At 62.3% G+C, this 23,428-nt stretch carries 18 protein-coding genes; 10 read left to right on the top strand and 8 right to left on the bottom strand.

What is annotated here, in order from left to right; genetic code table 11:
- Window positions 1-181: 181 nt before the first annotated feature.
- Entirely contained in the window at window positions 182-2,953 is a 2,772-nt protein-coding gene (locus D7S89_RS13615) for a TonB-dependent receptor (protein ID WP_121278198.1), read from the bottom strand.
- Between the two features lie 1,129 nt (window positions 2,954-4,082).
- On the opposite strand from D7S89_RS13615, the gene D7S89_RS13620 reads away from it, so the two are divergent.
- Both D7S89_RS13620 and D7S89_RS13625 read left to right on the top strand, forming a co-directional pair.
- The gene (locus D7S89_RS13620) at window positions 4,083-4,832 is read left to right on the top strand and encodes a DNA/RNA non-specific endonuclease (RefSeq protein WP_121278199.1); all 750 of its coding nucleotides are present in this window, start codon (window positions 4,083-4,085) and stop codon (window positions 4,830-4,832) included.
- Complete coding sequence (locus D7S89_RS13625) at window positions 4,825-5,088, top strand: hypothetical protein (protein ID WP_121278200.1); 264 nt, start codon at window positions 4,825-4,827, stop codon at window positions 5,086-5,088. Before D7S89_RS13620 ends, D7S89_RS13625 begins: the two co-directional genes overlap by 8 nt.
- Window positions 5,089-5,173: 85 nt before the next feature.
- Here D7S89_RS13625 and D7S89_RS13630 read toward each other — a convergent pair whose 3' ends face one another.
- Window positions 5,174-5,578 carry a winged helix-turn-helix transcriptional regulator gene (locus tag D7S89_RS13630; protein WP_121278201.1) on the bottom strand — a complete coding sequence of 135 codons (405 nt, stop codon included), beginning with the start codon at window positions 5,576-5,578 and terminating at the stop codon, window positions 5,174-5,176.
- A gap of 199 nt (window positions 5,579-5,777) precedes the next feature.
- Between D7S89_RS13630 and D7S89_RS13635 the strand changes: the two genes are divergently transcribed.
- Window positions 5,778-6,785 (top strand): zinc-dependent alcohol dehydrogenase family protein, encoded by a 1,008-nt coding sequence (locus tag D7S89_RS13635; protein ID WP_121278202.1) that lies wholly within the window; start codon window positions 5,778-5,780, stop codon window positions 6,783-6,785.
- Window positions 6,786-6,906: 121 nt separating this feature from the next.
- Entirely contained in the window at window positions 6,907-7,452 is a 546-nt protein-coding gene (locus tag D7S89_RS13640) for an Mpo1 family 2-hydroxy fatty acid dioxygenase (RefSeq protein ID WP_121278203.1), read from the top strand.
- 42 nt (window positions 7,453-7,494) lie between these two features.
- On the opposite strand, the gene rarD is transcribed toward D7S89_RS13640, so the two are convergent.
- Together rarD and D7S89_RS13650 are read right to left on the bottom strand one after the other, a co-directional pair.
- Complete coding sequence (gene rarD, locus D7S89_RS13645) at window positions 7,495-8,397, bottom strand: EamA family transporter RarD (RefSeq protein WP_121278204.1); 903 nt, start codon at window positions 8,395-8,397, stop codon at window positions 7,495-7,497.
- Window positions 8,398-8,694, bottom strand: a complete 297-nt coding sequence (locus D7S89_RS13650; protein WP_121278205.1) for an acylphosphatase — start codon at window positions 8,692-8,694, stop codon at window positions 8,398-8,400.
- A gap of 182 nt (window positions 8,695-8,876) precedes the next feature.
- On the opposite strand from D7S89_RS13650, the gene D7S89_RS13655 reads away from it, so the two are divergent.
- The 3 genes from D7S89_RS13655 (at window position 8,877) to D7S89_RS13665 (ending at window position 13,775) form a co-directional block, all read left to right on the top strand.
- On the top strand, window positions 8,877-12,029 hold the full coding sequence (locus D7S89_RS13655) for a sensor domain-containing protein (RefSeq protein ID WP_121278206.1): 3,153 nt from the start codon (window positions 8,877-8,879) through the stop codon (window positions 12,027-12,029).
- 137 nt (window positions 12,030-12,166) lie between these two features.
- Window positions 12,167-13,177: a hopanoid-associated sugar epimerase gene (gene hpnA, locus D7S89_RS13660; RefSeq protein WP_121278207.1), complete on the top strand. Its 1,011-nt coding sequence runs from the start codon at window positions 12,167-12,169 to the stop codon at window positions 13,175-13,177.
- 106 nt (window positions 13,178-13,283) lie between these two features.
- On the top strand, window positions 13,284-13,775 hold the full coding sequence (locus D7S89_RS13665) for a hypothetical protein (RefSeq protein ID WP_121278339.1): 492 nt from the start codon (window positions 13,284-13,286) through the stop codon (window positions 13,773-13,775).
- 64 nt (window positions 13,776-13,839) lie between these two features.
- Here the strand turns inward: D7S89_RS13665 and D7S89_RS13670 are convergent, their stop codons facing one another.
- The gene (locus tag D7S89_RS13670; RefSeq protein WP_121278340.1) at window positions 13,840-15,012 is read right to left on the bottom strand and encodes a glycosyltransferase; all 1,173 of its coding nucleotides are present in this window, start codon (window positions 15,010-15,012) and stop codon (window positions 13,840-13,842) included.
- Window positions 15,013-15,450: 438 nt separating this feature from the next.
- Between D7S89_RS13670 and ispH the strand changes: the two genes are divergently transcribed.
- The 3 genes from ispH to D7S89_RS13685 all read left to right on the top strand — a co-directional run bounded on the left by ispH (window position 15,451) and on the right by D7S89_RS13685 (window position 18,300).
- Window positions 15,451-16,389, top strand: coding sequence for a 4-hydroxy-3-methylbut-2-enyl diphosphate reductase (ispH, locus tag D7S89_RS13675; protein WP_121278208.1), 939 nt, complete (start codon window positions 15,451-15,453; stop codon window positions 16,387-16,389).
- 17 nt (window positions 16,390-16,406) lie between these two features.
- Window positions 16,407-17,564 carry an adenosyl-hopene transferase HpnH gene (hpnH, locus tag D7S89_RS13680; protein ID WP_121278209.1) on the top strand — a complete coding sequence of 386 codons (1,158 nt, stop codon included), beginning with the start codon at window positions 16,407-16,409 and terminating at the stop codon, window positions 17,562-17,564.
- Window positions 17,565-17,709: 145 nt separating this feature from the next.
- Entirely contained in the window at window positions 17,710-18,300 is a 591-nt protein-coding gene (locus tag D7S89_RS13685) for an NUDIX domain-containing protein (protein WP_121278210.1), read from the top strand.
- 88 nt (window positions 18,301-18,388) lie between these two features.
- On the opposite strand, the gene D7S89_RS13690 is transcribed toward D7S89_RS13685, so the two are convergent.
- From D7S89_RS13690 to D7S89_RS13700, 3 genes are all read right to left on the bottom strand, one after another.
- The gene (locus D7S89_RS13690) at window positions 18,389-18,985 is read right to left on the bottom strand and encodes an MlaC/ttg2D family ABC transporter substrate-binding protein (RefSeq protein WP_121278211.1); all 597 of its coding nucleotides are present in this window, start codon (window positions 18,983-18,985) and stop codon (window positions 18,389-18,391) included.
- 216 nt (window positions 18,986-19,201) lie between these two features.
- Window positions 19,202-21,040, bottom strand: a complete 1,839-nt coding sequence (locus D7S89_RS13695; RefSeq protein ID WP_121278212.1) for a ShlB/FhaC/HecB family hemolysin secretion/activation protein — start codon at window positions 21,038-21,040, stop codon at window positions 19,202-19,204.
- Entirely contained in the window at window positions 21,040-23,097 is a 2,058-nt protein-coding gene (locus D7S89_RS13700) for a two-partner secretion domain-containing protein (protein ID WP_121278213.1), read from the bottom strand. Before D7S89_RS13700 ends, D7S89_RS13695 begins: the two co-directional genes overlap by 1 nt.
- Window positions 23,098-23,428 lie beyond the last annotated feature (331 nt).

Genomic DNA, 23,428 nt, shown 5'->3' on the forward strand with positions numbered 1-23,428 from the left:
ATTTCCGCCGATTGCACCGTCGACTGTCATCGGCGCATGTCCATCATGCTGCATGGCAACAGAGGCGCGCAAGGAGATCGACGTATCGGGGGACTCGAAGGGGGACGTCGCACGTGCAACCGCCTCCCGCCGAGTGGGTACCAGGCGGAAGGCGGTCAAACGTGCAACTGTCGCTACAGCATCAGAACTTGTACGTCGCGCCGATCTGGGCGAAGCGGCCGTAGTACATGTACAGCGACTGATCGTAGCCGTTCTGGCTGAGCGTGTTCTGCCAGGCCGGGTCGAACGGAGGTGCGCGATCGAAGATGTTGTTCACGCCGGCGTACAGCGTCCAGTTCTTGAAGCCCGTGTAGCTCATGAAGAAGTTGAACTGGCTGTAGGACGCCACACTGTCCGCTGCTGCGGTCGGCGCGGCGATAGCCTGGGTCTGCGAATACGGTCCCGTGTATTCCCAGCTCAGCGTCGCGTTCCACTTGTGGTAAGCCCAGTTCAGCTCGGTATTGCCCTTCCAGCGCGGGAAGCTGGCGCCGAACGGCTGCGTGATCGCGAAGTTGTTGCCGGCCGAGTCGACCGTCCTGCCATTCGGGAAGCCGATGCGGAAGTGATGGACGTACGCCCAGTCGCCCGACAGCGTGAAGGTACCGGCCGGCGTCGGCACCGCTTGACGGAACGTGCCTTCGAAACCATCGGTCTCGAGCGAACCCAGGTTGATGTACGGCAGGTTGATGAACGCGATGTTGCCCTGTGAATCGCGCACAACTTGGCTCGGGTCGTTTTGGGCAACCACTTGATTGAGGTTCGCCTGGCCGATCACGTGGTCGATGCTGATCTTGTACCAGTCGAGGCCGAAGTCGGTCGTGCGGGTCGGCGAGAGCTGGAAGCCGATGTTGTAGTTCTTCGTGCGTTCCGGCTGCACAGCGGTATTACCCGACGTGATCGTCGTCACGAGCGAGTTGCCGAGCTGCTGGAACCCCAGCGTCTTCGAGGGCGTGTTCTCGATGAACGTCGGTGCACGGAAGCCGCGATTGTACGAACCGTACATCGTGACCTGCTGGATCGGCTGATAGCGCAGAGCGAAGCGCGGCGAGAACGCACCGCCGAAATCGCTGTAGTGATCGTAGCGGCCCGACTGGCTGAAGGTCAGGTTGCGGATGATCGGAATGTCGAACTGGTAGTAGGCCGCGGCCACGTTACGCGAGCCTTGCACGGTCTGAAGGCCCGGGTTCAGGGTCGCGCCCGACAGGTATTCCGCACCTGGAGAAATGAACAGACTCTCATGGAGGAACTGCGCGCCGAGACCGAAGCCGACGTCGCCCGTGGGCAGCTTGAACAGGTTCGGCGTCGACAGCGTCGCGTCAACTGTGTCGAGCTTCGAGATCCCGAAGTTGTTCACGCTCTCGAACAAGCCGTTGAACGCGTTCGGCGTCGTGGACGGATCCGCGAAATTGAGGGCGCCATTCTGGTAAATGTTCGTTGCGCCCGCCACGGTGGGCCAGTTGGACCAGGTGTTCGTGACCGTGCTTTGCGAGTGGCTGTACGACGTCGCCCAGTCCCAGTCTCCGCGCGGCAGACTGAACGAGCCCTTGACGCCCATCGAGTAGCGCCAGTAGTTCGAGACGGTCTTGTCGTCGGTCGCAAACGGGAGGCTCAACGTCAGCGGCGTATCCACGTGGTACGGATTGTACGGATTGCTCGCGGGCACGACGTTGCTGAACGGAGTAAGCCCCCCCGTCGCCGGGTTGAAGATGAGCGCCGGCGAATTCGGGTTGCCGAACAGCTGAGAGCCGATGTTCGAGTCGGTCGTGTTGCGTGATTCCCAGATGTCCGCGAACGCCGTCACGGCATCGCTAATCTTGAAGTCGGCGTGAACCTTGGCGCTCAGGCGCTCGGTCATCGGCATGATGGACGTGTCTTCGGCCGAATTGAAGCCGCAAACCGTGCCCGGCAGTCCCGCACTCTGTGTCAGATAGTTGTTGTTCGCGGACTGCACCGAGCCGCCAAAGGCGCATTTGCTCGGCGCCTGCGCGACCTGGCTACCGTTTACCGTCGGCGACCAGAACGTCGGCGCCATCATGGACAAGCCGCCGGGACGATTCGTGAAGTCCTGGCCCTTCGTCGTGTCGCGGTCGGCCAGCGTGAAGCCGTTGTTCCTGTAGAAGCTCGCAGCCGCCGTGACGTTGAAGCGATCGGCGTTCAGGTCGCCGAAGCCGCCGAGGATGTTGAATTTCGTCGTGCCGTCGCCGCCTTGCGTCGACATGCCGTAGCTGCCGTCGAGCTGCAAGCCGCGATAGTTGTGCTTCGTGATGATGTTGACCACGCCCGCGATGGCGTCGGAACCGTATTGCGACACGGCGCCGGTCTTCACGACTTCAATGCGGTCGATGATGTTCAGCGGCAGCGTGTTCAAGTCGAAGAACGTATCGACGCCGTTCGACGAGAACGCATACGGCGCGACGCGCTGACCGTCGACCAGCACGAGCGTGTATTTCATGCTGAGACCGCGCATCGCGATGCCCGCACCGCCTGCCGCAAAATTGCTGGTCTGGCCTTCGCTCCAGCTGCTCGCCGAGTTGGCCGAGACGCCGCGCAAGAAGTCGGCGACGTTCGTGTAGCCGCTATCCGAGATGTCCTTCGCGGTGACGGTCTGGACTTGGTTGAAACCGACTTTATCGGCGCTGCGGATCAGAGAACCCGTCACTTCGAAGCGCTGGAGCTGCTGGACCTTCTCGCCTTTGGCAGCCGGTGCGGCTGCGGCGGCACCTGACGCGGCGTCGGGAGCAGCCGCCGCCTTTTTCGTCCCGTTCGACTGCGCCGTCGTGGCGGTCGACGAATTCGTGGTCCCCGTTGCGGCCGGCTGGCTTTGCGCGAAAGCCGATGTGCCCAATACGGCCGTCAACGCCATCTCAGCCCACAGTATCTTTCTTATTGCCGATCCTAAAGCCGTTTGTTTCATTTTTCCCATTCTCTCGTCAGTGAAGGCCAAGCTGTATGCGAGAAGGTTTGGCAGGCCCCCTCGCTCGCGGCACCCCTGCACCGCTCTTTTACTGCTCCCTACAACGCAACCACGACTGCAATACGAACCTGTCTGGAAGGCTTCGTCTAACTTAGATAGGTGTCCTAACTCTTTACCGACCCATCGAGCCTGTGAGCATCCGATGGCAAGCAATCATCAAGTCCGCGCAACGCAGCGACGAGACGTGCACGGCCGAGCGCGTCCGAAGCGCTTAGGAATCCTTAAGCTCTTGCGTAGACTCGCTTCCTGCGAAAAAACGAACAAACGGCAAACTTAAACAGCTTCGGCGCACCGCCCCGGACGGGCACGGCTTCTTCGCCGAGTGTATTGATCATCCATCCTTGCAGACTTCAATTCGTCGTTGCGACGGACTGATTGGCCTCTGTCGGCATATCGACGAAGTGCTGCAATGTCATCCCCACCTGCCACCAATTTTGCTGCTCAGCACCAGAGCAACGCATGTCTTATCTTGAGTGTCGGGGAACCTTAGCAGGACAGAAACCGGCAGTCAAAATTTGTTTGATATCAGCAAATTAGGTTTACCCGAAGCTGATTCCTCCTCGACGCACCATCCAAGTGCTGACTAGTAGGCATGCCTTCTTAATGAGCATCGTTGGCAATGTCATCAGCATGCGACCTCACGCGTCGTGTCACTTGCATGACGAGCAGGTCTATCTGCCCCAAAACGCCCTTGCCCATCGCGGTTTGGGCGATACGCCGCATGAGTGCAATGGTGAGCAGCCCCGCATCCGTCGACTCCCTTCCCACTCATCGTGGCATGCACCAACGTCATGCACTCGACGCAGCGTCACAACGATAGCAGGATGAAATTTGCCACCGTGGCAATTGTATTTAGAGGAATTCATCTAACCCGGTCAATCCAATAGTTACAATTGCATTTCGAATAGCTTTCCTAATCAATTCGGATTGGCCGCCAATTTGAACGTTGGCTGTCATCCATGCATCTCCCTCATGTTGCACGGCGTCAGAGCGCACCAGGGCACTCGGTGAGTCTGGCGTCGTCGGTCGGTATACTTCCGCGCCCCCTCACCCTTTTTCCTGGTTATCGATGAAGAAGCTGCTTGTTGGCCTGCTCGCTGCATGGGCCGCCCACGCCGTCGCCGCCCCCACCTGCCCGCAGTTCGTTCCGAACGCCCAGTTCCCGGTGCTCACGAACGCGAAGATGGCGCCGAAGACTCACCTGCTGTGCTATTCCGATTTCGCCGTGCTGCACTCGGGCATCACCCATGGCCCGCTCTGGTCCGCCGAACATCTGACGCGCGCGCATCTCGGCGACGCGAAAGAACAGGTGCGCACCAACAAGTTCTATGAAGAGAGCGCGTTGCCGGCCGGCGACGGCGCCACGCTGGCCGACTACAAACGCAGCGGCTTCGACCGCGGCCATATGAGCCCCGCCGGCGACCGCTGGAACGGCGAAGCCATGGCAGAATCGTTCACGCTCGCCAACATGGTCCCGCAGAATCGCGACAACAACGAGCATCTGTGGGCCCACATCGAATCGGCAGTCCGCAAGATCGCCGTCAAGAACGACGAGGCCTATGTGCTGACGGGCCCGATGTTCGCGGGGCGCGAGTTGCACACGATCGGCGCGAATCGCGTCTTCGTGCCGACCCAGCTGTTCAAGCTCGTCTATGTGCCGTCGACGAAAACGGCGTTCGCGATCGTCGTCGACAACGTCGCTACCGATCGCTACGACGTGAAGACGGTGCACGAGCTCGAAGCGATGAGCGGCATGCGCTTCCCGGGCATACCGGAGGCACTCAAGGATCAACGCATCGGAGGACTCAAAGGTGTCTGACTTTCACGCCTATTCGAACGATGACGAAGTGCTCAACATCGCGGGCGACGCACTGACGGTCTCGAACGGCACGACACGCGTGACGATCTCGGGCACGCTCGAGATCGCGAAGGACCGGCGCGGGCTCGAAGCGGCGCTCGCGCTTAAAGCGGCCGTCGACACAATCGTCGCGGAACTCCAGCGGGCACCGCTGCCTGCCAAGCTCATTGATGAGCCGCCGGCCCCCACGGGCAGCGTCGAGAACCCGTTCGCCTGAACGACGCGATCGGATAGCGGTTGGGTGGAGCCGTTCTTCTTCGAATGGCACGTTCAATCGCTTGAAGATCCCGATTGAGGTTAGCTCATGCGGCTGAGCTCGTGCGACGTCGACGCGCTCCCGTTGTTTTCTGTATTGCCTCGTCTGGCGCAACGTCTTTTACCCGGCGCCCTCGATAGGACTCGCCCCACTCCCTGAGGCTGATCAGCACCGGCGCGAGCGTCGCCCCGAACGGCGTTAGCTCGTACTCGACCTTCGGCGGAACTTGCGGGTAGACATGTCGAGCGACGATGCCGTCCGCCTCCAGTTCACGCAATTGCAGCGTCAACATGCGCTGCGTGGTGTTCGGCATCAGTCGCGTGAGTTCCATGAATCGCTTTTTCTCTTGCAACAAATGAAAGAGGATCACCGGTTTCCACAAGCCGCCGATTACGGAAAGCGTGACTTCGACGGCGCAGCCGCTCCTGCCGTTCAAGCGTTTAGGTCGCATAGCGGGGTTACATACATAATTGATAGTACCTGCGTTAATTGTACGTTCTTGCGGTAATCGACGCACGCTCCGACAATCACGACGTGGCCGAGGACCTTCCCCGGCCCCGCGCACCGACCAGCGCGCGCAATCGCCTTTTTGACGCCGATGCAATATCGCGCATTGTGTGTCTGTCAATTGACCATCAGGAGTTGCTTCGATGAAAGCCATTACCTTGCGCCAACCCGCCGGACTGGAACAGCTCAAACGCGTCGATACCGCCGACCCCGGTGCGCCAGCGCCGGGCGAAATCCGCGTGCGCATACACGCGAACTCGCTCAACTTCCATGACCTGAGTGTCGTCACAGGACGCCTGCTGACCGCCGACGGTCGCATTCCAATGTCGGACGGCGCGGGCGTTGTCGAAGCGATCGGCGACAACGTGACCGAATTCTCGGTCGGCGACACGGTCGTATCGACCTTCTTTCCGCACTGGCTCGACGGCGGCCCGACGCTCGCCGACTTTTCGACGACGCCGGGCGATGGTGTCGACGGGTACGCGTGCGAGATCGTCGTGCGCCCCGCTCACTGGTTCACACACGCGCCACGGGGCTACAGCCATGTGGAGGCCGCGACATTGCCCACTGCCGGCCTGACCGCGTGGCGAGCGCTAGTCGTCGACGATGCGCTGAAGGCCGGTGACACTGTGCTCGTTCAGGGTACTGGCGGCGTCTCGATCTTCGCACTGCAGTTCGCGAAGCAGATGGGTGCGACCGTCATTGCGACGTCGTCATCCGACGAAAAGCTGGAGAGGGCTGCCGCACTCGGGGCCGATCACCTGATCAACTACCGGCGCAACACCGACTGGGCCGCGAACGTGCTCGACATCACGAACGGCCGCGGCGTCGACAACGTCGTCGAAGTCGGCGGCCCGGAAACGCTCGGTCAGTCGATCCGGGCCTGCCGGATCGGTGGCCATATCGCGCTGATAGGCGTATTGACCGGCATTGCTGGGCAGGTGCCGACGGTCGAGCTGATGCTTCGTCAGCAGAAGCTGCAAGGCCTGATTGTCGGTAGTCGCAGGCATCAGGTCGACATGATCCGTGCGATCGATGCGAACGGCACCAAACCTGTGATCGACCGTACGTTCCCGCTCGACGAGATAGCAGACGCGTTCCGCCACCAAGCGGCCGGCAAGCATTTCGGCAAGGTTTGCCTGTCGCTTTGAATCGACGGATCGCGGTTGGCTGTGTCCGTTCTTCGTCGAATGGCACATTCAATCGCTTGAAGATCGCGCACAGACGTGCCATGTTGCAGGGATCGACGCGCTCGACGAAAGGAGCGGCACCGTGAAAACACTGACCGATCAGCTCACGCAATACGCGGCTTATCACCGCGACCGGCGCAACATCGCCACGCACTTCGTCGGCATACCGATGATCGTCGTGGCGATTGCGGTCCTGTTGAGCCGGCCGCAATCGACGGTAGGGGTTCTGCCCTTTGCCATCTCGCCGGCTTGGTTGCTCTTCATCGCAGCAAACGTTTTCTACTTCCTGCTCGATGCCAGTCTCGCGCTGGCGATGGTCGCGCTGTCGATCGTGAGCCTCGCGCTCGGCAGTTGGCTCGCCAATGCGTCGCTCGGCGTATGGCTCGTCTCGGGGCTCACCCTGTTCGTGGTCGGCTGGGTCTTTCAATTCGTCGGGCACGTGGCCTACGAACACAAGAAGCCCGCGTTTGCCGACGACATCGTCGGCCTGTTGATCGGGCCGCTGTTCATCATGGCCGAACTGCTGTTTGCGCTGGGCTGGCGCCCTGCGCTGCGCGAAGCCGTCGAACAGCGCGTGGGGCCTGCGCACGGCAGTGCCCCGAGCGCGCCCGAGCATCAGGCTCGATGAAGCGGGCCGTACCCGCCCGCGAAGTCATTCGCTCTTGAAACGCTAAACGCGCTCCCGCGTCTCGCGCAGCAACAGCACACTATGCACAGCCGTGATCGCAACTGCGATCCATATCGGCACATACGTAGCCAACTGTTGCGCGGACAACGATTCTCCCAGCAGCGTGACCGACAGCACGACGAGCAAAACCGGCTCGACATAGCCGAGGATGCCGAACAGCGCCATCGGCAGCAGGCGGCTGGCCCTCGCATAGCAACCGAGCGCAACCGTACTGAGCGCGCCCAACCCCGGCAGCCATACGGTCAACAACATCATGTGATCGAACGCCGCGCGTGCGGTAGCACTTGTCGCCACCAGCAGCAAGGCTACGGGTAGCAACAGCAGCATTTCGGCGGCAAACGTCACGAGCGAATCGGCACCGATCGTGCGGCGAAGCACGAAATACGGCGGATAGCCGAGCGCAACCAGAAGCGTCGGCCACGAAAACGCGTGCGTCATCCACAATTCATGCGCCACGCCGAGCGCCGCGCACGCGACAGCAAGCCATTGCAGCGGAACCAGTTCCTCGCGATAGTGGAAGCGGCCAACCAGCACCATCGTCAGCGGCAGCAGAAAATACCCGAGCGACACTTCGAGCACGCGGCCATGCAGCGGTGCCCACAAGAACAACCACAGTTGCACCCCGAGCAGCGCCGTCGACGCGACGAGCGTCACCGCCACCCGTGGCTGCGTGCAAACACGCAAGGCCAGTTCGACGAGCTGCGGCACGCGCCCGCGCAACACCAGCAATGCGAGTGCGCCGAACGCAGTCCACACGATGCGCCACGCGAAAATGTCGAGACCGCCGAGCGGCGCGAGCAGCCGCGTATACGCCGGTAGCAGCGCAAACAGCGCAGAGGAGCCTACCGAAAGTGCAATGCCCCTGCCCGTATTGAGCGCCGTCATTCAGTGCTGCTCGAAGCGTGCAAAACGTTTGTCGACGGCACGCTCCTCACTGAAGAAATCGATCACGCGCGCCGACGGCGGGCCGCGCCGCATCCATTCGAGCATGCGGTCGATCTGATTGGCCGGCCCTTGCAGCATCGCCTCGACCGACCCGTCGGAAAGATTGGCGACCCAGCCCGTGATACCGAGCGAATGGGCCTGCCGCACCGTGGCATGACGAAAGCCCACGCCCTGGACGACGCCGCGCACGCGCACGTAGTACGTCTCCATCCTCGTATTCAAATCGGGACCGCTCATGCCCGCTCTCCTGACCGCCCATTTCAATCCGGCATTGTAGCCGCGCCAGGCTTGGCTCCGCCCGCAACACACCGCAACATGTTTTGGTGGCACTAAAGAAATCGCGGTGACCGGTCGTTAATATTCCTGATCGCATCGCACAAGCCAAGCGCGGCAACTCATGCGCGCCAGGAGACCTTTCGGTGGCCAAAAAGAACCACACAGCACGAGTCGATCGCTCGCGAGTCGTCAGGAGCTGGTTCGACGAACATAGCACCACCATCGTGACCGTCGCCGTCTGCGCGATCGCGGTCGGCATCGTCGCGTTCGGTGCCAGCCAGATCTTCGCCGCGCGCGAAATCGACGACGCACGGCTGCAGAAAGCGCTGCTCGTGCGCGACAATGTCGAAGGCCTCGAAGCGCTTTATGCAGAGGCCGACGCCGACTTCCTGCGACTCGTCGTCGATCCCGACTCGCACGCCGAGCCGTGGCCCGTCGAGCGCATCACGCAGGCGGAAACGGCGTTTGGTACGCTCGAACAAGCGTTTGCGAACACGCCCGAGCGGCTCACGAAAGTCGATGCGCTGCGCAACGCCACCCACGAATGGCAGCGCCGGCTCGCGCAGTCGACGCTCGGCGCGCGCACGACCGGCAATACCGTCACGCTGCAACGCGATGCGCTACTGGCGGTCGACGAGACGCGCCACCGTGTCGCCACCGGCCTGCGCAGCCTCGACGCGACAGAAGATCTGTCCGCCGGCGGCCGGGCGAGCCAGCTCGCGCGCCGGCACGCGTCGGAGCGCGTCGCCTTCGCCGCGGCGGCCACGGCGGCCTTCGTCTTCCTCGTCTACGGCTTCCTCGTCAATCACCGCATCGGCCTCGAGCGCGCCCGCGCACGGATCGCCGCGGAGGAAGGCGAAGTGCGCTTTCGTGAGTACTTCGAAGAGCATCCGCTGCCGATGCTCATCTACGACGTCGACACGCTCACGGTCGCGGCGGCCAACGATGCGGCAGTCCGTCAATACGGCTATACCCGTGAGGAGTTCGAACAGTTGCCGATCGGGGCGCTGCGTCCGCGCGAGGACGAACCCCAATTCCTCGCGCTGTTTGCCGAACTCGCGTCGAAGCCCGGCAAGCCGAGCGGCTCGCCGGGCGTGCTCCGTCACATGCATCGTGACGGCACGCTGTTCTTCGTCGAGCCGACCTTCCACTTCCTGACGTTTGCGAACCGGCGTGCCTGCTTCGTCGTCGCCATCAACGTCACCGAGAAGGAACACGCCAAGGAAGCGTTGCAAGAGTCGAAGCAGATGCTCGAAGCCGTCATCGACAGCGTGCCGCAGCGCATCTTCTGGAAGGACACGAACTCGCGCTACCTCGGATGCAACCGAGGCTTCACCGAAGACGTCGGCCTTGGCGACGCCTCGCAAGTGATCGGGCTCACCGATTACGATCTGCCGTGGCATACGTCGGCTGCGAGCGCGCGCCGCCGTGATCGCGAAGTCATCGCAACGGGCAAGCCACTCGCGCAGTATGAGGAGTTTTCGCCGGCAGCCAACGGCGTCTGGCGTTGGCTGCGCAAAACGAAGGTGCCGCTCAGGAATGCGCGCGACGAAGTCATCGGTCTGCTGGCGACTTACGAAGACGTGACCGAGCGCAAGCGTGTCGAGCTCGCGCTGCGTCTGCGCAGCCGCGCGCTCGATGCGATCGTCAATGCCGTCTTGATCACGCGCTCGACCGAGAGCGGCAACCTGATCGAATACGCGAACCCGGCATTCGAGCGCATCACCGGCTATTCCATCGATGCCGTCATCGGCACCGATTGCCGCTTCCTGCAAGGCGACGACCGCGACCAGGACGGTATCGAATCGATCCGCCGCGCGCTCGCCGAGGAACGCGAAGTGGCCACGCTGCTGCGCAACTACCGGCACGACGGCACACTGTTCTGGAATCAGATCTACATCGCACCCGTGCGCGACGAAAACGGGCAGATCACGCACCACATCAGCGTGGTCAACGACGTGACCGAACTCGTGCAATCGCGCGACCTGCTCTGTCAGCAGGCCAACGTCGACTCTCTGACGGCGCTGCCCAATCGCAACCGCCTCAACGACCGGCTTGCGCAAGCGATTCGCGACGCACAAGCGACAGGCACGCGCGTCGCCCTCGTGTTCATGGACGTCGATCACTTCAAGGATGTCAACGACAGCCTTGGACACGGCGTCGGCGACCGGCTGTTGCAGGAGATCGGTGCGCGGCTGTCGGCGTGCGTCGGCGAAGCCGACACCGTGGCGCGCTACGGCGGCGACGAGTTCGTGATGCTCGTGAGCGAAGGCGGCACGCAGGACCGCCTGACCGAAGTCCTCGCGCGCGTGTCGCAGGCGTTCGCCCGTCCCGTCTGGATCGACGATACCGAATTCCATGTCGAGACGAGCATCGGCATCGCCACCTATCCGACCGACGGCAGTGATGCGGAAACGCTGCTGCGCCGCGCCGATCTCGCGATGTACCGCGCAAAATCGAACGGCCGTAACGGCGTGCAGCGCTTCACACCCGAGCTCGGCAAGCGCGCGGACGAGCGGCTTGCGCTGTCGCGCCGCATGCGCACGGCGCTTGCGAACGGCGAATTCCGACTCGACTATCAGCCGCAGATCGATCTGGAAACCAATCGCGTGACCGGCGTCGAAGCCCTGTTGCGCTGGCGCGATGCGGAGCTCGGCCCCGTGAGCCCGGCTACTTTCATTCCCATCGCCGAAGAGAATGGACTCATCGTGCCGATCGGCGAGTGGGTCATGCAGCAGGCGTGCTTCCAGGCACAGGTCTGGCAAGCGACGCTACCGGGGCTGCGCATGTCGGTGAACCTCTCGCCACGGCAGTTCGCCCGCGGCGACATCGTGCGCGTGATCCAGCACGCGCTCGCCCTGGCACAGCTACCGGCGCATCTGCTCGAGCTCGAAATCACCGAAGGCGCGCTGCTGCATCTGGGCTCGCTCGACGTGCTGCGCGCGCTGCGCGCCACGGGTATCGACATCGCCATCGACGACTTCGGCACCGGCTATTCGAGCCTTTCGTATATCCGCAACTTCCACGCGGAGCGCCTGAAGCTCGACATGTCGTTCGTGCGCGGCATCGGCGTGCATCGCGAAGACGAAGTGATTACGCGCGCGATCCTCTCGCTCGGACGCGCGCTCGGCTTCAAGGTGGTGGCCGAAGGCGTCGAGACCGACACGCAGCTCGCGTTCCTGCGCCGTCACGGCTGCAATGTCGTGCAGGGGTATCGCTTCGCCCGACCGATGCAGGCAGCCGAGGCCCACAACTTCATCCTGCAGTTCAACGAAGGCTCGCTCGCCTACAGCTGAACGAGCTGAACGGCCGGCTGCGAGTAACCATCCGGCCGTCCCGATTACAATCCGGCGACACGCGACTGCAAAGCGCGGCCGATGCGCCTTGCATGCAGCATCGCATCGCTTCGCAACGGATAAGGAAGACACCAGAAATGACCGCTACTTCACGCGATCTCGTGCTCGTGACGGGCGCCTCGGGCTTCGTCGGCTCGGCCGTGGCACGTGCCGCCCTCGCACGCGGTTTCGCCGTGCGCGTACTCGTACGCGCGAACAGCCCGCGCAAGAACGTCGAGGCGCTGGATGCCGAAATCGTCGTCGGCGATATGCGCGACGAAGCCTCGATGCGCGCCGCCTTGCGTGGGGTCCGCTATCTCTTTCACGTCGCGGCCGACTATCGGCTGTGGGCTCCCGACCCCGCCGACATCGAGCGCGCGAACCTCGAAGGCACGGAAGCCACGATGCGCGCTGCGCTCGCCGAAGGCGTCGAACGGATCGTCTATACGAGCAGCGTCGCGACGCTGAAGGTCACGCGCGAAGGCAACGTCGCCGACGAAACCGCACCGTTGACTGCCGAGCAGGCCATCGGCGTCTACAAGCGCAGCAAGGTGCTGGCCGAACGCGCCGTCGAGCGCATGGTGGTTGAGCAGCGGCTGCCGGCCGTCATCGTCAATCCGTCGACGCCGATCGGCCCGCGCGACGTCAAGCCGACGCCCACCGGCCGCATCATCGTCGAAGCCGCGCTCGGCAAGATTCCCGCATTCGTCGATACGGGCCTGAACCTCGTGCACGTCGACGACGTCGCCGAAGGACATTTGCTTGCGCTCGAGTGCGGACGCATCGGCGAGCGCTACATCCTCGGCGGCGAAAATCTGCCGCTCCAGCAAATGCTGGCCGACATCGCCGCAGAGACGGGCCGCAAGGCGCCCACGCTGAGCCTGCCTCGCTGGCCGCTCTATCCGCTGGCGTTCGGCGCGGAATGCGTCGCCAAGATCACGAAGCGTGAGCCGTTCGTCACGATCGACGCGCTCAAGATGGCCAAGAACAAGATGTATTTCACGTCGGCCAAGGCTGAGCACGAGCTTGGCTATCGTGCACGCCCGTATCGCGAGGGGCTGCGCGACGCGCTTGCCTGGTTCCGCGAAGCCGGCTATCTGGGCGCGTGAGCACGCCGCGTGCATTTTGTTACAAGTCGTGACGCGCGCAGGAGAATGAAGCCGGCGCGCAGCCGGTAGAATCGCGGGTTCTTTCCAGTCCAGAGCCATGCCGCGCATGAACCTTCACGAACAGATCGAGGCGCTCGAGGCGAGTGTCGATCGGCTGAACGAGATCGACAAGCTCGCGCAGGCCGCCCTCGCCGCGGCCGCCGAGCGCAGCCACGCAGACGAGGCCGTCGCGGCACCCGCCCCGTCCGAGCCCGTCGCCCCCGCCGTCGAGGAAAAACCGACGCTGCGCGTCGCACGCCCCTCGCAAAACGAAATCACGCTGACGATCGGCGCTCAATCGGTCACGCTGCAGCCCGAGCAGATCGGCAGGCTCATCGAGGAGCTCGCCAACGCGCGCGCGTCGATGCAGCCGGAGCCGCCGACGTCGCTCCCGCAAGGCTGGCGTTTCGCCGCAACGAAGAACCCGATGATGGCGATCAAGAAGCAAGCGAACGGCGATCGCCTGCTATTGGCGCGCCATACGGGCCACGGCTGGGTGCCGTTCACGTTTTCGGCCGACGCGGCCGTAGAGCTCTACATGATGCTCGCGCAGAGCTGACAGCGAAGCCGCAGCCAAAGCTGAAGCGCTTTTCAGCGCTTCCATGCCTTTTCGGCCACGCTGCTCACTGGTCCTGTATAGGGGCCTGCACGCGCGCCTTCCACTGCCCGCCCTTGCCCCGCCAATAACGCACAGCCGACGCGATCGTCGCACCGACATAGAACAGCGCAACGAGCGGCAATGCGGGCGCCCAGGCCGGCGAGCGGCCGTAATAGCGCAGCATCGGCGCATAGGCGCAGGACATGGCCAGCCAGGCAAGCCACGCGGGCCAGCCGAGCCGCCCCAGCACGAGCGCGACGATTGGCGGCGTCAGATAGATCAGCGTCATGCCGATCAGCGTGCCGACCAGCAGCCACGGCGAATAGCGCAGTTGCGTGAACGCCGTGCGCGCAATCATGTTCCAGATCTCGCCCGGGCCGTCGTAGGGGCGCAGCGACACGCTATTGGCGGCCACGTCGAGCCGGATCGGATGCCGGCCCGTGCCGCGATGCTTGATCCGTGCGGCAAGGCTGCAATCGTCGATGAGCGCGTCGCGGATCGATTCGATGCCGCCCGCTTCCTCGAGCGCCGAGCGCTTGACGAGCATGCAGCCGCCGGCGGCCGCGGCGGTTTTGTTGCGCGGGTTGTTGACCCAGGCGAACGGGTACAGCTTCGCGAAGAAGAATACGAAGGCCGGAATCAGCGCCTTCTCCCAGAACGAATCGCAACGCAGACGCACCATCAGCGAGACGAGATCGCGCCCCTCGTTCGTTGCGCGCGCCACGAGTTGCGTGACGGCGTCGCGCGGATGGCCGATGTCGGCATCGGTCAACAGCAGGTAATCGGCCGGCAAACCCAGCGATTTGACCGCGGCGATGCCTTGCGACTGCGCCCATACCTTGCCCGACCATCCGGCTGGCAACGGCTTTGCGGCGATCACCGTGAGCCGCTCAGGACACCTGAGCGACAGCGCCGCGGCCCGCGCGGCATCGGCCGTGCCGTCGGTGCTGTGGTCGTCGACGACGATGACGTGGAACGAGCCCGCATGATCCTGGGCCAGCAGCGACGAAACCGCCCGGGCAATCACGTCCGCCTCATTGCGTGCCGGCACGACGGCAACGACAGCCGGCCAGACTTCGCGCGGCTCGATCGCCATGAGCGACGCGGGACGGGTGCGCCAGAAACCGCCGCGCGCGAACAGCAGCACGCACCAGATCAGCAGCGAGACGATCGAGAGGGCGAACAGCAGGGCCGTCATGCGCGCCTCCCGATACGGCAGGCGCGGACGGCGCGGCGGTGCGATAGGCCCGATGGCGCCGACCTCATCAACCCGAAACACGCGCCGGCAATGGAAAAGTTCTTGTTGGAATTGACGTCCATGCTGTGCAGACCGGCAATCAGTCAGAGTAATTAGTAAAGAGAACGTAAGGTTCTCGGCAAGGCCGCCCAGTTTACCGGGGTAGGGCCGAGGCTGTCGCGAACCAGGCCAAGGGGCCCGTCGCGCAAGCCCTATAGGGCATTCTCGCAACGCTCGCAAGCCCCCTTTGAAGCGCTATCTGCCTGATAGCGGTAGAATGCGCGTTTTGAAGTCTGCCGGCGATCCTGCCCGCTTTCTAATAATAGTTGGAATCAGGGCGACCAAGCCGTTCGAGATTGGCTTGCTCCTTGCTCTGATTCAGTCGGAGTTCGCCAGAACATGCGAGTCATCCTTGCTCAACCCCGCGGCTTTTGTGCGGGGGTCGTCCGTGCGATCGAGATCGTCGACCGCGCGCTGCAACGACACGGCGCCCCGGTTTATGTGCGCCACGAGATCGTCCATAACCGTCACGTCGTCGAGAACCTGCGCAGCAAAGGCGCCCGTTTCGTCGAGGAACTCGACGAAGTGCCGCATGGCGCGGTCGCCATTTTCAGCGCGCACGGCGTAGCGCAAAGCGTCGAGCGCGACGCCGAAACGCGCGGCCTCGACGTGCTCGATGCCACCTGCCCGCTCGTCACGAAGGTGCACGTGCAAGGGCGTCAGTACGTGGCGGCCGGCCGCACGCTGATCCTGATCGGCCACGCGGGCCACCCCGAAGTCGAAGGGACGATCGGCCAGATCCCGGGCAAGGTGCTGCTCGTGCAAAGCGAAGCCGAAGTCGCGAGCCTCGATTTGCCGCTCGACACGCCGCTCGCGTACGTGACGCAAACGACGCTGTCGGTCGACGATACGCGTGGCATCATCGAAGCGCTCACGCGTCGCTTCTCGGATATCGTGGGCCCCGACACGCGCGATATCTGCTATGCGACCCAGAACCGCCAGGCCGCGGTGCGCGAGCTCAGCGAGCACGTCGACGTGCTGCTGGTGGTGGGCGCAACGAACAGCTCCAACTCCAACCGTCTGCGCGAAATCGGCGCGGAAAGCGGTGTGCCGAGCTATCTGGTCGCCGACGGTTCCGAAGTGAAGGCCGAATGGTTCGCTGGGGCGCAGACGGTCGGCATCACGGCCGGTGCATCGGCGCCCGAGGAAATGGTCGAACATGTCATCGGCGCATTGCGCGCGCTGGGCCCCGTCGAAGTGACGACGATGGCCGGCCGCGAGGAAAAAGTCGAATTCAAGCTGCCGGCGAAGCTCTCCGAGCCCGTCGCGGCACGCTAAAGTTTAAGGAGGACGCCTTGTCGATCCCGCTGTTGCAAAAAGTTCGCGTTGGCTCGTACATCTTTCGCCAGCACATCTCCGGCAATAAACGCTACCCGCTCGCGCTGATGCTCGAGCCGCTGTTCCGCTGCAACCTCGCCTGTAACGGCTGCGGCAAGATCGACTATCCGGACCCGATCCTCAATCAACGGCTGTCGCTCGAGGAATGCCTCGGCGCCGTCGATGAGTGCGGTGCGCCGGTCGTCTCGATCGCAGGCGGCGAGCCCCTGCTGCACAAGGAAATGCCGCAGATCGTGAAGGGCATCATCGCGCGCAAGAAGTTCGTGTACCTGTGCACGAACGCGCTGCTGATGGAAAAGAAGATGGACGACTACGAGCCGAGCCCGTACTTCGTGTGGTCGGTCCACCTCGACGGCGACAAGGAGATGCACGATCACTCGGTGTCGCAGGAAGGCGTCTACGACAAGTGCATCGCAGCCATTCGCGAAGCGAAGCGCCGCGGCTTCCGCGTCAACATCAACTGCACGCTGTTCAACGACGCGAAGCCCGAACGCGTGGCCGCGTTCTTCGACACGCTCGGCCCGATCGGCGTCGACGGCATCACGGTGTCGCCGGGTTATGCGTATGAGCGCGCACCCGATCAGCAGCACTTCCTGAACCGCGACAAGACCAAGCACCTGTTCCGCGAGATCTTCAAGCGCGGCAATCGTGGCAAGAATTGGTCGTTCAGCCAGTCGGCGATGTTCCTCGACTTCCTGGCCGGCAACCAGACCTACCACTGCACGCCGTGGGGCAACCCCGCGCGTACCGTGTTCGGCTGGCAGCGTCCGTGCTACCTGGTCGGCGAAGGTTATGCCAAGACCTTCAAGGAACTGATGGAAACCACCGACTGGGACGCCTACGGCACCGGCAACTACGAAAAGTGCGCCGACTGCATGGTCCACAGCGGTTTCGAAGCGACGGCCGTGATGGATACCGTCGCGCATCCGCTGAAGGCGCTGGGCGTCAGCCTGCGCGGCCCGAAGGTCGAAGGCGCGTTCACGAAGGACATCCCGCTCGACAAGCAGCGTCCGGCCGAATACGTGTTCTCGCGCCACGTCGAGATCAAGCTCGACGAGATCAAGCGCTCCACCAGCGCGAAGAAGGGCGAAACCCAGGCGGCCACGGCGCATTGAGCAGCACTGCCACGGCTCACGCCAAGGTGAGGTAATACGGGAGAAGCGCGACGGATGCCGTCGCGCTTTTTTCGTTTACGCGGTTACCTATGCCGACAGGCACATCGATGCGCTTGCACAAACCCATTCGAAGAGGCTGACGACGATGAAGGCAACGAAAGACAGGGTGCGTATTATCGAAACCAGGGTGCTGTCCGACGACTGGTACGTGCTCAAGAAGACGGTGTTCGACTTCCAGCGCAACGATGGCGTATGGCAGCGGCAAAGCCGCGAGACGTACGACCGCGGCAACGGCGCGACGATCCTGCTGTTCAATCGTGAGAAGAAGACGGTCGTGCTGACGCGTCAGTTTCGCTTCCCTGTGTTCGTCAACGGCCACGACGGCCTGCTGATCGAGACGGCGGCCGGTCTGCTCGACAACGCGGCGCCCGAGACGCGCATTCTTGCCGAGGCCGAGGAAGAGACGGGTTACCGCGTGCGCAACGTGCACAAGGTGTTCGAGGCGTACATGAGCCCGGGCTCGGTCACCGAGAAGCTGCACTTCTTCGTCGGCGAATACGACGCGTCGTCACGTGTGGGGCACGGTGGCGGAATCGAGGATGAAGGTGAGGACATCGAAGTAATCGAGCTGACGCTCGAGGACGCGCTCGCGGCGATCACACGAGGCGAGATCGTCGACGGCAAGACGATCATGTTGTTGCAGTATGCGGCGTTGCAGGGGTTGGTGGGGGATTAGGGAAGCCGAGTTGACCAAGTTCGCCGTCGAGCGCCGGCGCCGCTGATTCGATCTGCGGGCACCGGCGAACGGCTGTTGAAACGTGCGCTTATTCGGCGCGCGCGTTGTGCTTGGTCAGATACTGGATCAGGCCATCGACGCCGCCTTGCTGCAGTTGCGCCTTGAACTGCCCCTGATACACCTGGATCAGCCAGGCGCCCGACATGTCGATGTCGTAGATCTTCCAGTCGCCACCGACCTTGCCGAGCCGATAGCCGACGCTCTGACTATCGCCGGGCGTGGCTACCGTCGACGAGACGAACGCGTCGTTGGCCGTCGCCGACTTGCCTTCGAACGTGAACTTCGCATCCTGCGTGCCGAGCTGAGCCAACGAGGCAGCGTAGGTGCGCGTCATCAGCGTCGTGAACTGCTTGGTGAGTTCCTGCTGCTGAGCCGGCGTAGCCTGCTTCCACGCTTCGCCCGTCGCGATGCGCGCCGTACGTTCGAAATTCGTCGCCGGCAGGAACTTGTCCCTGACGATCTGCGTGATCTTCGCCATGTCGCCGCCGCGTGCGGCGGGATCCTTCTTCATCGCCTCGACGGTGCCGGAGACGGCGCTCTTGACCACGTCGACGGGCGCGCTTTGTGCAAATGCGGCGGCGCTGACGAACGCCGCGGTAAGGAAAGCAAACAAATGACGTTTCATGGAATATCGGGCCCGAGTGAAGAAATGCCGGCCAGCTCGCGCGGGGGCGTGGGGTGGCCGAATAGGCAGTATACCTAGGCGGACCGGGGGTGGCCCGGAGACCAGATCGCCAGACGGTGTCCGGCGAACCTGCCGTTGCTCGAGTTTTCCCGGCGTCGTCTGGCGAGACTACGCCGCGACGGCCATACGGTGTGATAGCCCTTTCATGTGTCGATCCTAATAGGTGTAGTTAAGCGTCCCGAGAATAAGAGTGGCCTTTTGGCCAAGAACCGACGGTTGAGTCAGCGGCCGCCCCGCCAACACTTCTCCCGAGAGCAGTTGTCCTCGCCATTGCCACTGCACACGCATGCCCGCGCCGACACCGACCAATGACGGAAAACCCGACGTGGCGATCAGGTTCGCCTTGCCGGCGTCAAGAAAAGCATAGGGCTCGAGACGGCCGTTTCGCCATGCGGGCATATCGATCCACGCGAGTTCGTTCCGCGAGTAGAACCCGCGGTCCGCCGCAAGCTCACCTGAGCGAAAGCCTCGAATCGAATCCATGCCACCGAGATACAGTTGCTCGGAGCCAAAGAGCGCAACGTTCGTGTATTGGCCGCCGAGTACGCCTCGGTACCCAAAGTGCGCACGCCCCAGGCTCGGCAAAGGAACCGCGAAAGTCGCGGTGGCATCCAGCTTGCTGAACTGACTATGCGCATCGGTGCGAGCGATGCCGTGTGCGTCGTGATCGGCTTCCAGCCATGGCAATCCTTGCGACAGCCCTGCGTCGAGCGTAACGTTGCCCAGCGCGCCGTTGAGCTCGAACTTATGAAGCCAATTGCCGCCGATGCGCAACACCGAGATATGTTGTGGATCCAGGGCAATGTCGTTCACGACGCGATCGCTGCGTCGCCAAGAAAGCGTCGCATCGATGCTGACGATATCGGCTCGCGTTCGCTCGAGTGTGTAGTTCCAGCCGGCGATATGGCTCAATGTGCGCCCATATAAAAGCGCAGTAGTGCCAATCACCTGCTGATACTCGGAATCCGAAAGCGTATAACTAAACGTATGCCGCCCATACGGCACAGCCATCGACGCCACGAGCGCATTGCTCTCGATGCTATCGATGTAGTTGAGGCTGATGGCTTCCTGCAAGCCGATCAGGTTATCGGCTTCAATGCCGGCGCGGTATCGTGTGACGCCGGTCGCTTCGCTACCGAAATTGTCGACGCCCAAGTTGTAGTACACGCGGTCGCCGGGCGCGTTATTGATCGCGATGATGGAGTTGCCCAGCGCTTGGCCAGGGAGGATCTGTACCTCCGCCTGATTGCGCCTCAAGCGGTTGATCTGTGACACGCCTTCATCGATGCCATCGAGTCTCAGTAGATCGCCGGCCCCCGCTGGAAACGCATTCTCATATCCGGCGTCGGTGAACAAGCCTCCACCCGAGGACTTCTCCATTTCTTTAAGCCTGTGCACCGGCTTCCCGTTGACGGTGTAAGCCTCGATACGGCCAAGCTGGACTGTGACGACAAGGGTGCCACCGCCGAGGTTTTGTGGCGCAAGCAGAGCGCGCGTGGTGACATACCCTGCGGACGTGAACGAATCAGTAAGTCGTTTCAGCAGCACGTTAATGCGGTGTGAACCGAGCGCGTGCCCCGAAAATGGCGCAATAATCGCTTCGAGCTCGTGTTGCGAAACATCAGGCAGCGAAATGAACGCTCCGCCGTCCCGGCCCACCAGTCGAATGTGGTTCACGAGGAACGTCGGGCCCGGCTCCGCAATCTGGTCTACCGGCGTATCGAGCGGAATATCAAGCGTCATTTCCGTCGTTGACGGCGCGACGGTAATCGAAGCCGGGGCTTGATTCAACTGCTGTTGCCGCGCTCTTTCCCGCTGCTCGTCAATCAACTGTTGACCGGGATCCTGTATCGGCCTCACGGGCGAGCCGAGAGACAGCGGCAACGTTCCAGCCGGCGCCGTCTGCGCACGCACGGCCTGTGCGAAAAGAACGGCAACGCCAATCGTAAGCGGCAGCAATCGCACAGCTTTAGCAAATACCTGCACCGCTCGCATCAGTACCCCACCCAGCTAAACAAGCCAAGGTGCTGACCGATTTGCACAGGCGTGCTCGACGGTCGACGCACAGTCGTGATCGTCCCAGTGGCCGATACACCCTTAACCGCTGCGATGGAGCCCCCATCGATGACTGCGTCTCCGGTGAGGCTTACGGTTCCGCCGGCTGTAAATCCTCCGCCGATATCCGATGCGAGAATCTGTGCCCAACTGCTGCCGAAGAATGCTTTGAAGCCCCGATCCTGGGTAATGGCGCTATAACCTGTGACGCCCTGCGCATACGTGGTGGGCGCAGCTACGCGAAGATCGCCGGTTGCATAGACGTTGCCGCCAACGTTTCGCGCGACGGTACCCGCGTTGATTGAGAGATTGGCACCGGATTGAATCGTGCCCCCGAACGGTCGCACCGTGCTTGACGCACTTGCATGGCAGAAAATCCAGCAGCTGCGCGAATAACTGGCTTGCCCATCGAACACTGCAGCGTTCGTGAAAGTGTCTTGTGCCGCGATATTGATATCCGCGTTGTTCGATTGAATGATCCCGCCCGAGTTGGCGACGTTGTGCCCCTTGATCGTCACGGTTCCGCCAGTCGAAGCCACGTAGGCCAGCTGTGACGGCTGCGTCACGGTTCCATAGTCGACGTTGAAACCGCTTGTGTTATGTGTGAGAAATAAAAAGCGGCCGCGTGACGACGAGTAAGCACTGGGCTGACCGCCACTGGCACCACCCGTGTGATCTATAACGTTCCGTACGTCCCCCTGTGCGGCGAGGATCACGGCACCGTTGGCGAGCAGGCGTGCGTTGTCGTTTGTGATGTCGCCCTGCGAGGAAATCGATGTTGCGCCGTTCGCTGAAAAGACGACGCCAAGGTTGACTGCGGAAGAGTGATTCGTGACGCTTCCGCCTGCGATTAGCGTCACGTCCCCCCCGATCGCATTGCCATTGGGCGCCGCAGCACCAGCCTGAATGAGGCTGCCGGTATTGGAAATGTTGCCGCTGGTCGTCACGTTGACTGCCCCAGCCTGGGCGACGAGTGTCGACCAGCCAGTCGCATCGTCGGTCAGCGTTACGGCTCCGGCCTTGACCAAGACGTTGTTCGCGGCTTGAACTTGGGCGCCCTGCAGCGTTACGTTGCCCGGTGTCGTGATCGAAATATCGTGCGCGGCGTTGATCGAGCCGTCTACCGCGGTGACATCGCCATTGGCGGCAACGACCGCGTCGCCAGCACTTGCGTAGACCTTGCCGAGATTGCGTGCACCGGCGCCCTGGTCTGTGACGATCAATTCCACACGCCCGCCAGTGATGCCTCCTGCGGCTGTTATATCGATCGCAAAGCCGTGATTTGCCACGCCTGGTGATGTCGAACTGATGAGCCAATCGTGACCGTTGTCCGACGGGGAGAAGCTGGTATCCCAATTCGTCGTGCTATTGCCGATCGTTGCACGTACACCGCCTAGTGAAGTCGTGAAATCGTTCGTGATGGGGCCGCTTACGGCGAGACGTTTCGCTACAAGGTCGAGGTTCACCAAGGTCCCGGACAGGCCACCAGGGCCGATGGTGATGGCTCCGCCATTCGTCGTTAGTACGACGTTACGTTGAATGCTACCGAGCGCCGACGTCAGGTCGTTGAAGGTCACTTGTCCCGTTGATAACACGACGTGGCCGGCGTTGACGAAGCCGCCGCCATCGACAGTGATGCCGTTGGGATTAGCCAGGATGACGTTCGCCCGAGGCCCCAGCACGGCAATCGCGCCTTGGATCAGCGACGGATTCGTACTCGTCACTTCGTTCACGATCGTGCGAGCGTTAACACCGACGTTGTTGAGGTCGGCGCCAGCCGATGAAACGTTGAACGAGGAATAGGTGTTGTGGGACACGCCACCGACGGTCAGCGCTATGTTCACTGTCTGATGGCCGTTTGCCGCCATAGACACGGATGTCGCCGTGTTACCGTCGGCGACGATGCCGGTGGCAGACGCTTTTTTTATGGCGAACAGTAACGGTAGCAGAGCGACCTTTACGGGCAAACGCTTGGAGAGGCATCGACTGAAAAGCATTATTATTTAGGTTATCTTAATAATTCTATTTATTTCCGAATTGACGAAGCCATCTAGAAGGACGCTCAATAATCTGAGCACGCTTCAAGCCTCGTCAGCAGATCAAGGTCGAAGTCCAACACGAGCGGCTTGTGATCACGTCCGATTGACCGGTCCAAAAGCAGGGAACCCGGCCGAAGCCAGGTTCGCTGCCCACGTCAATTGAGGCACTACTGCTATCCCCGCCCTCGCAGGTCCGCTAACCTTTTGGCGATTTTTCCTGTATGGACCTCATCCCCATCAAGTCCCATATGCTCTAACTCAATCCACCGTAGGTGCCTATAGACGTCGT

This window comes from Trinickia fusca (assembly GCF_003628145.1).
Taxonomy (GTDB): domain Bacteria; phylum Pseudomonadota; class Gammaproteobacteria; order Burkholderiales; family Burkholderiaceae; genus Trinickia; species Trinickia fusca.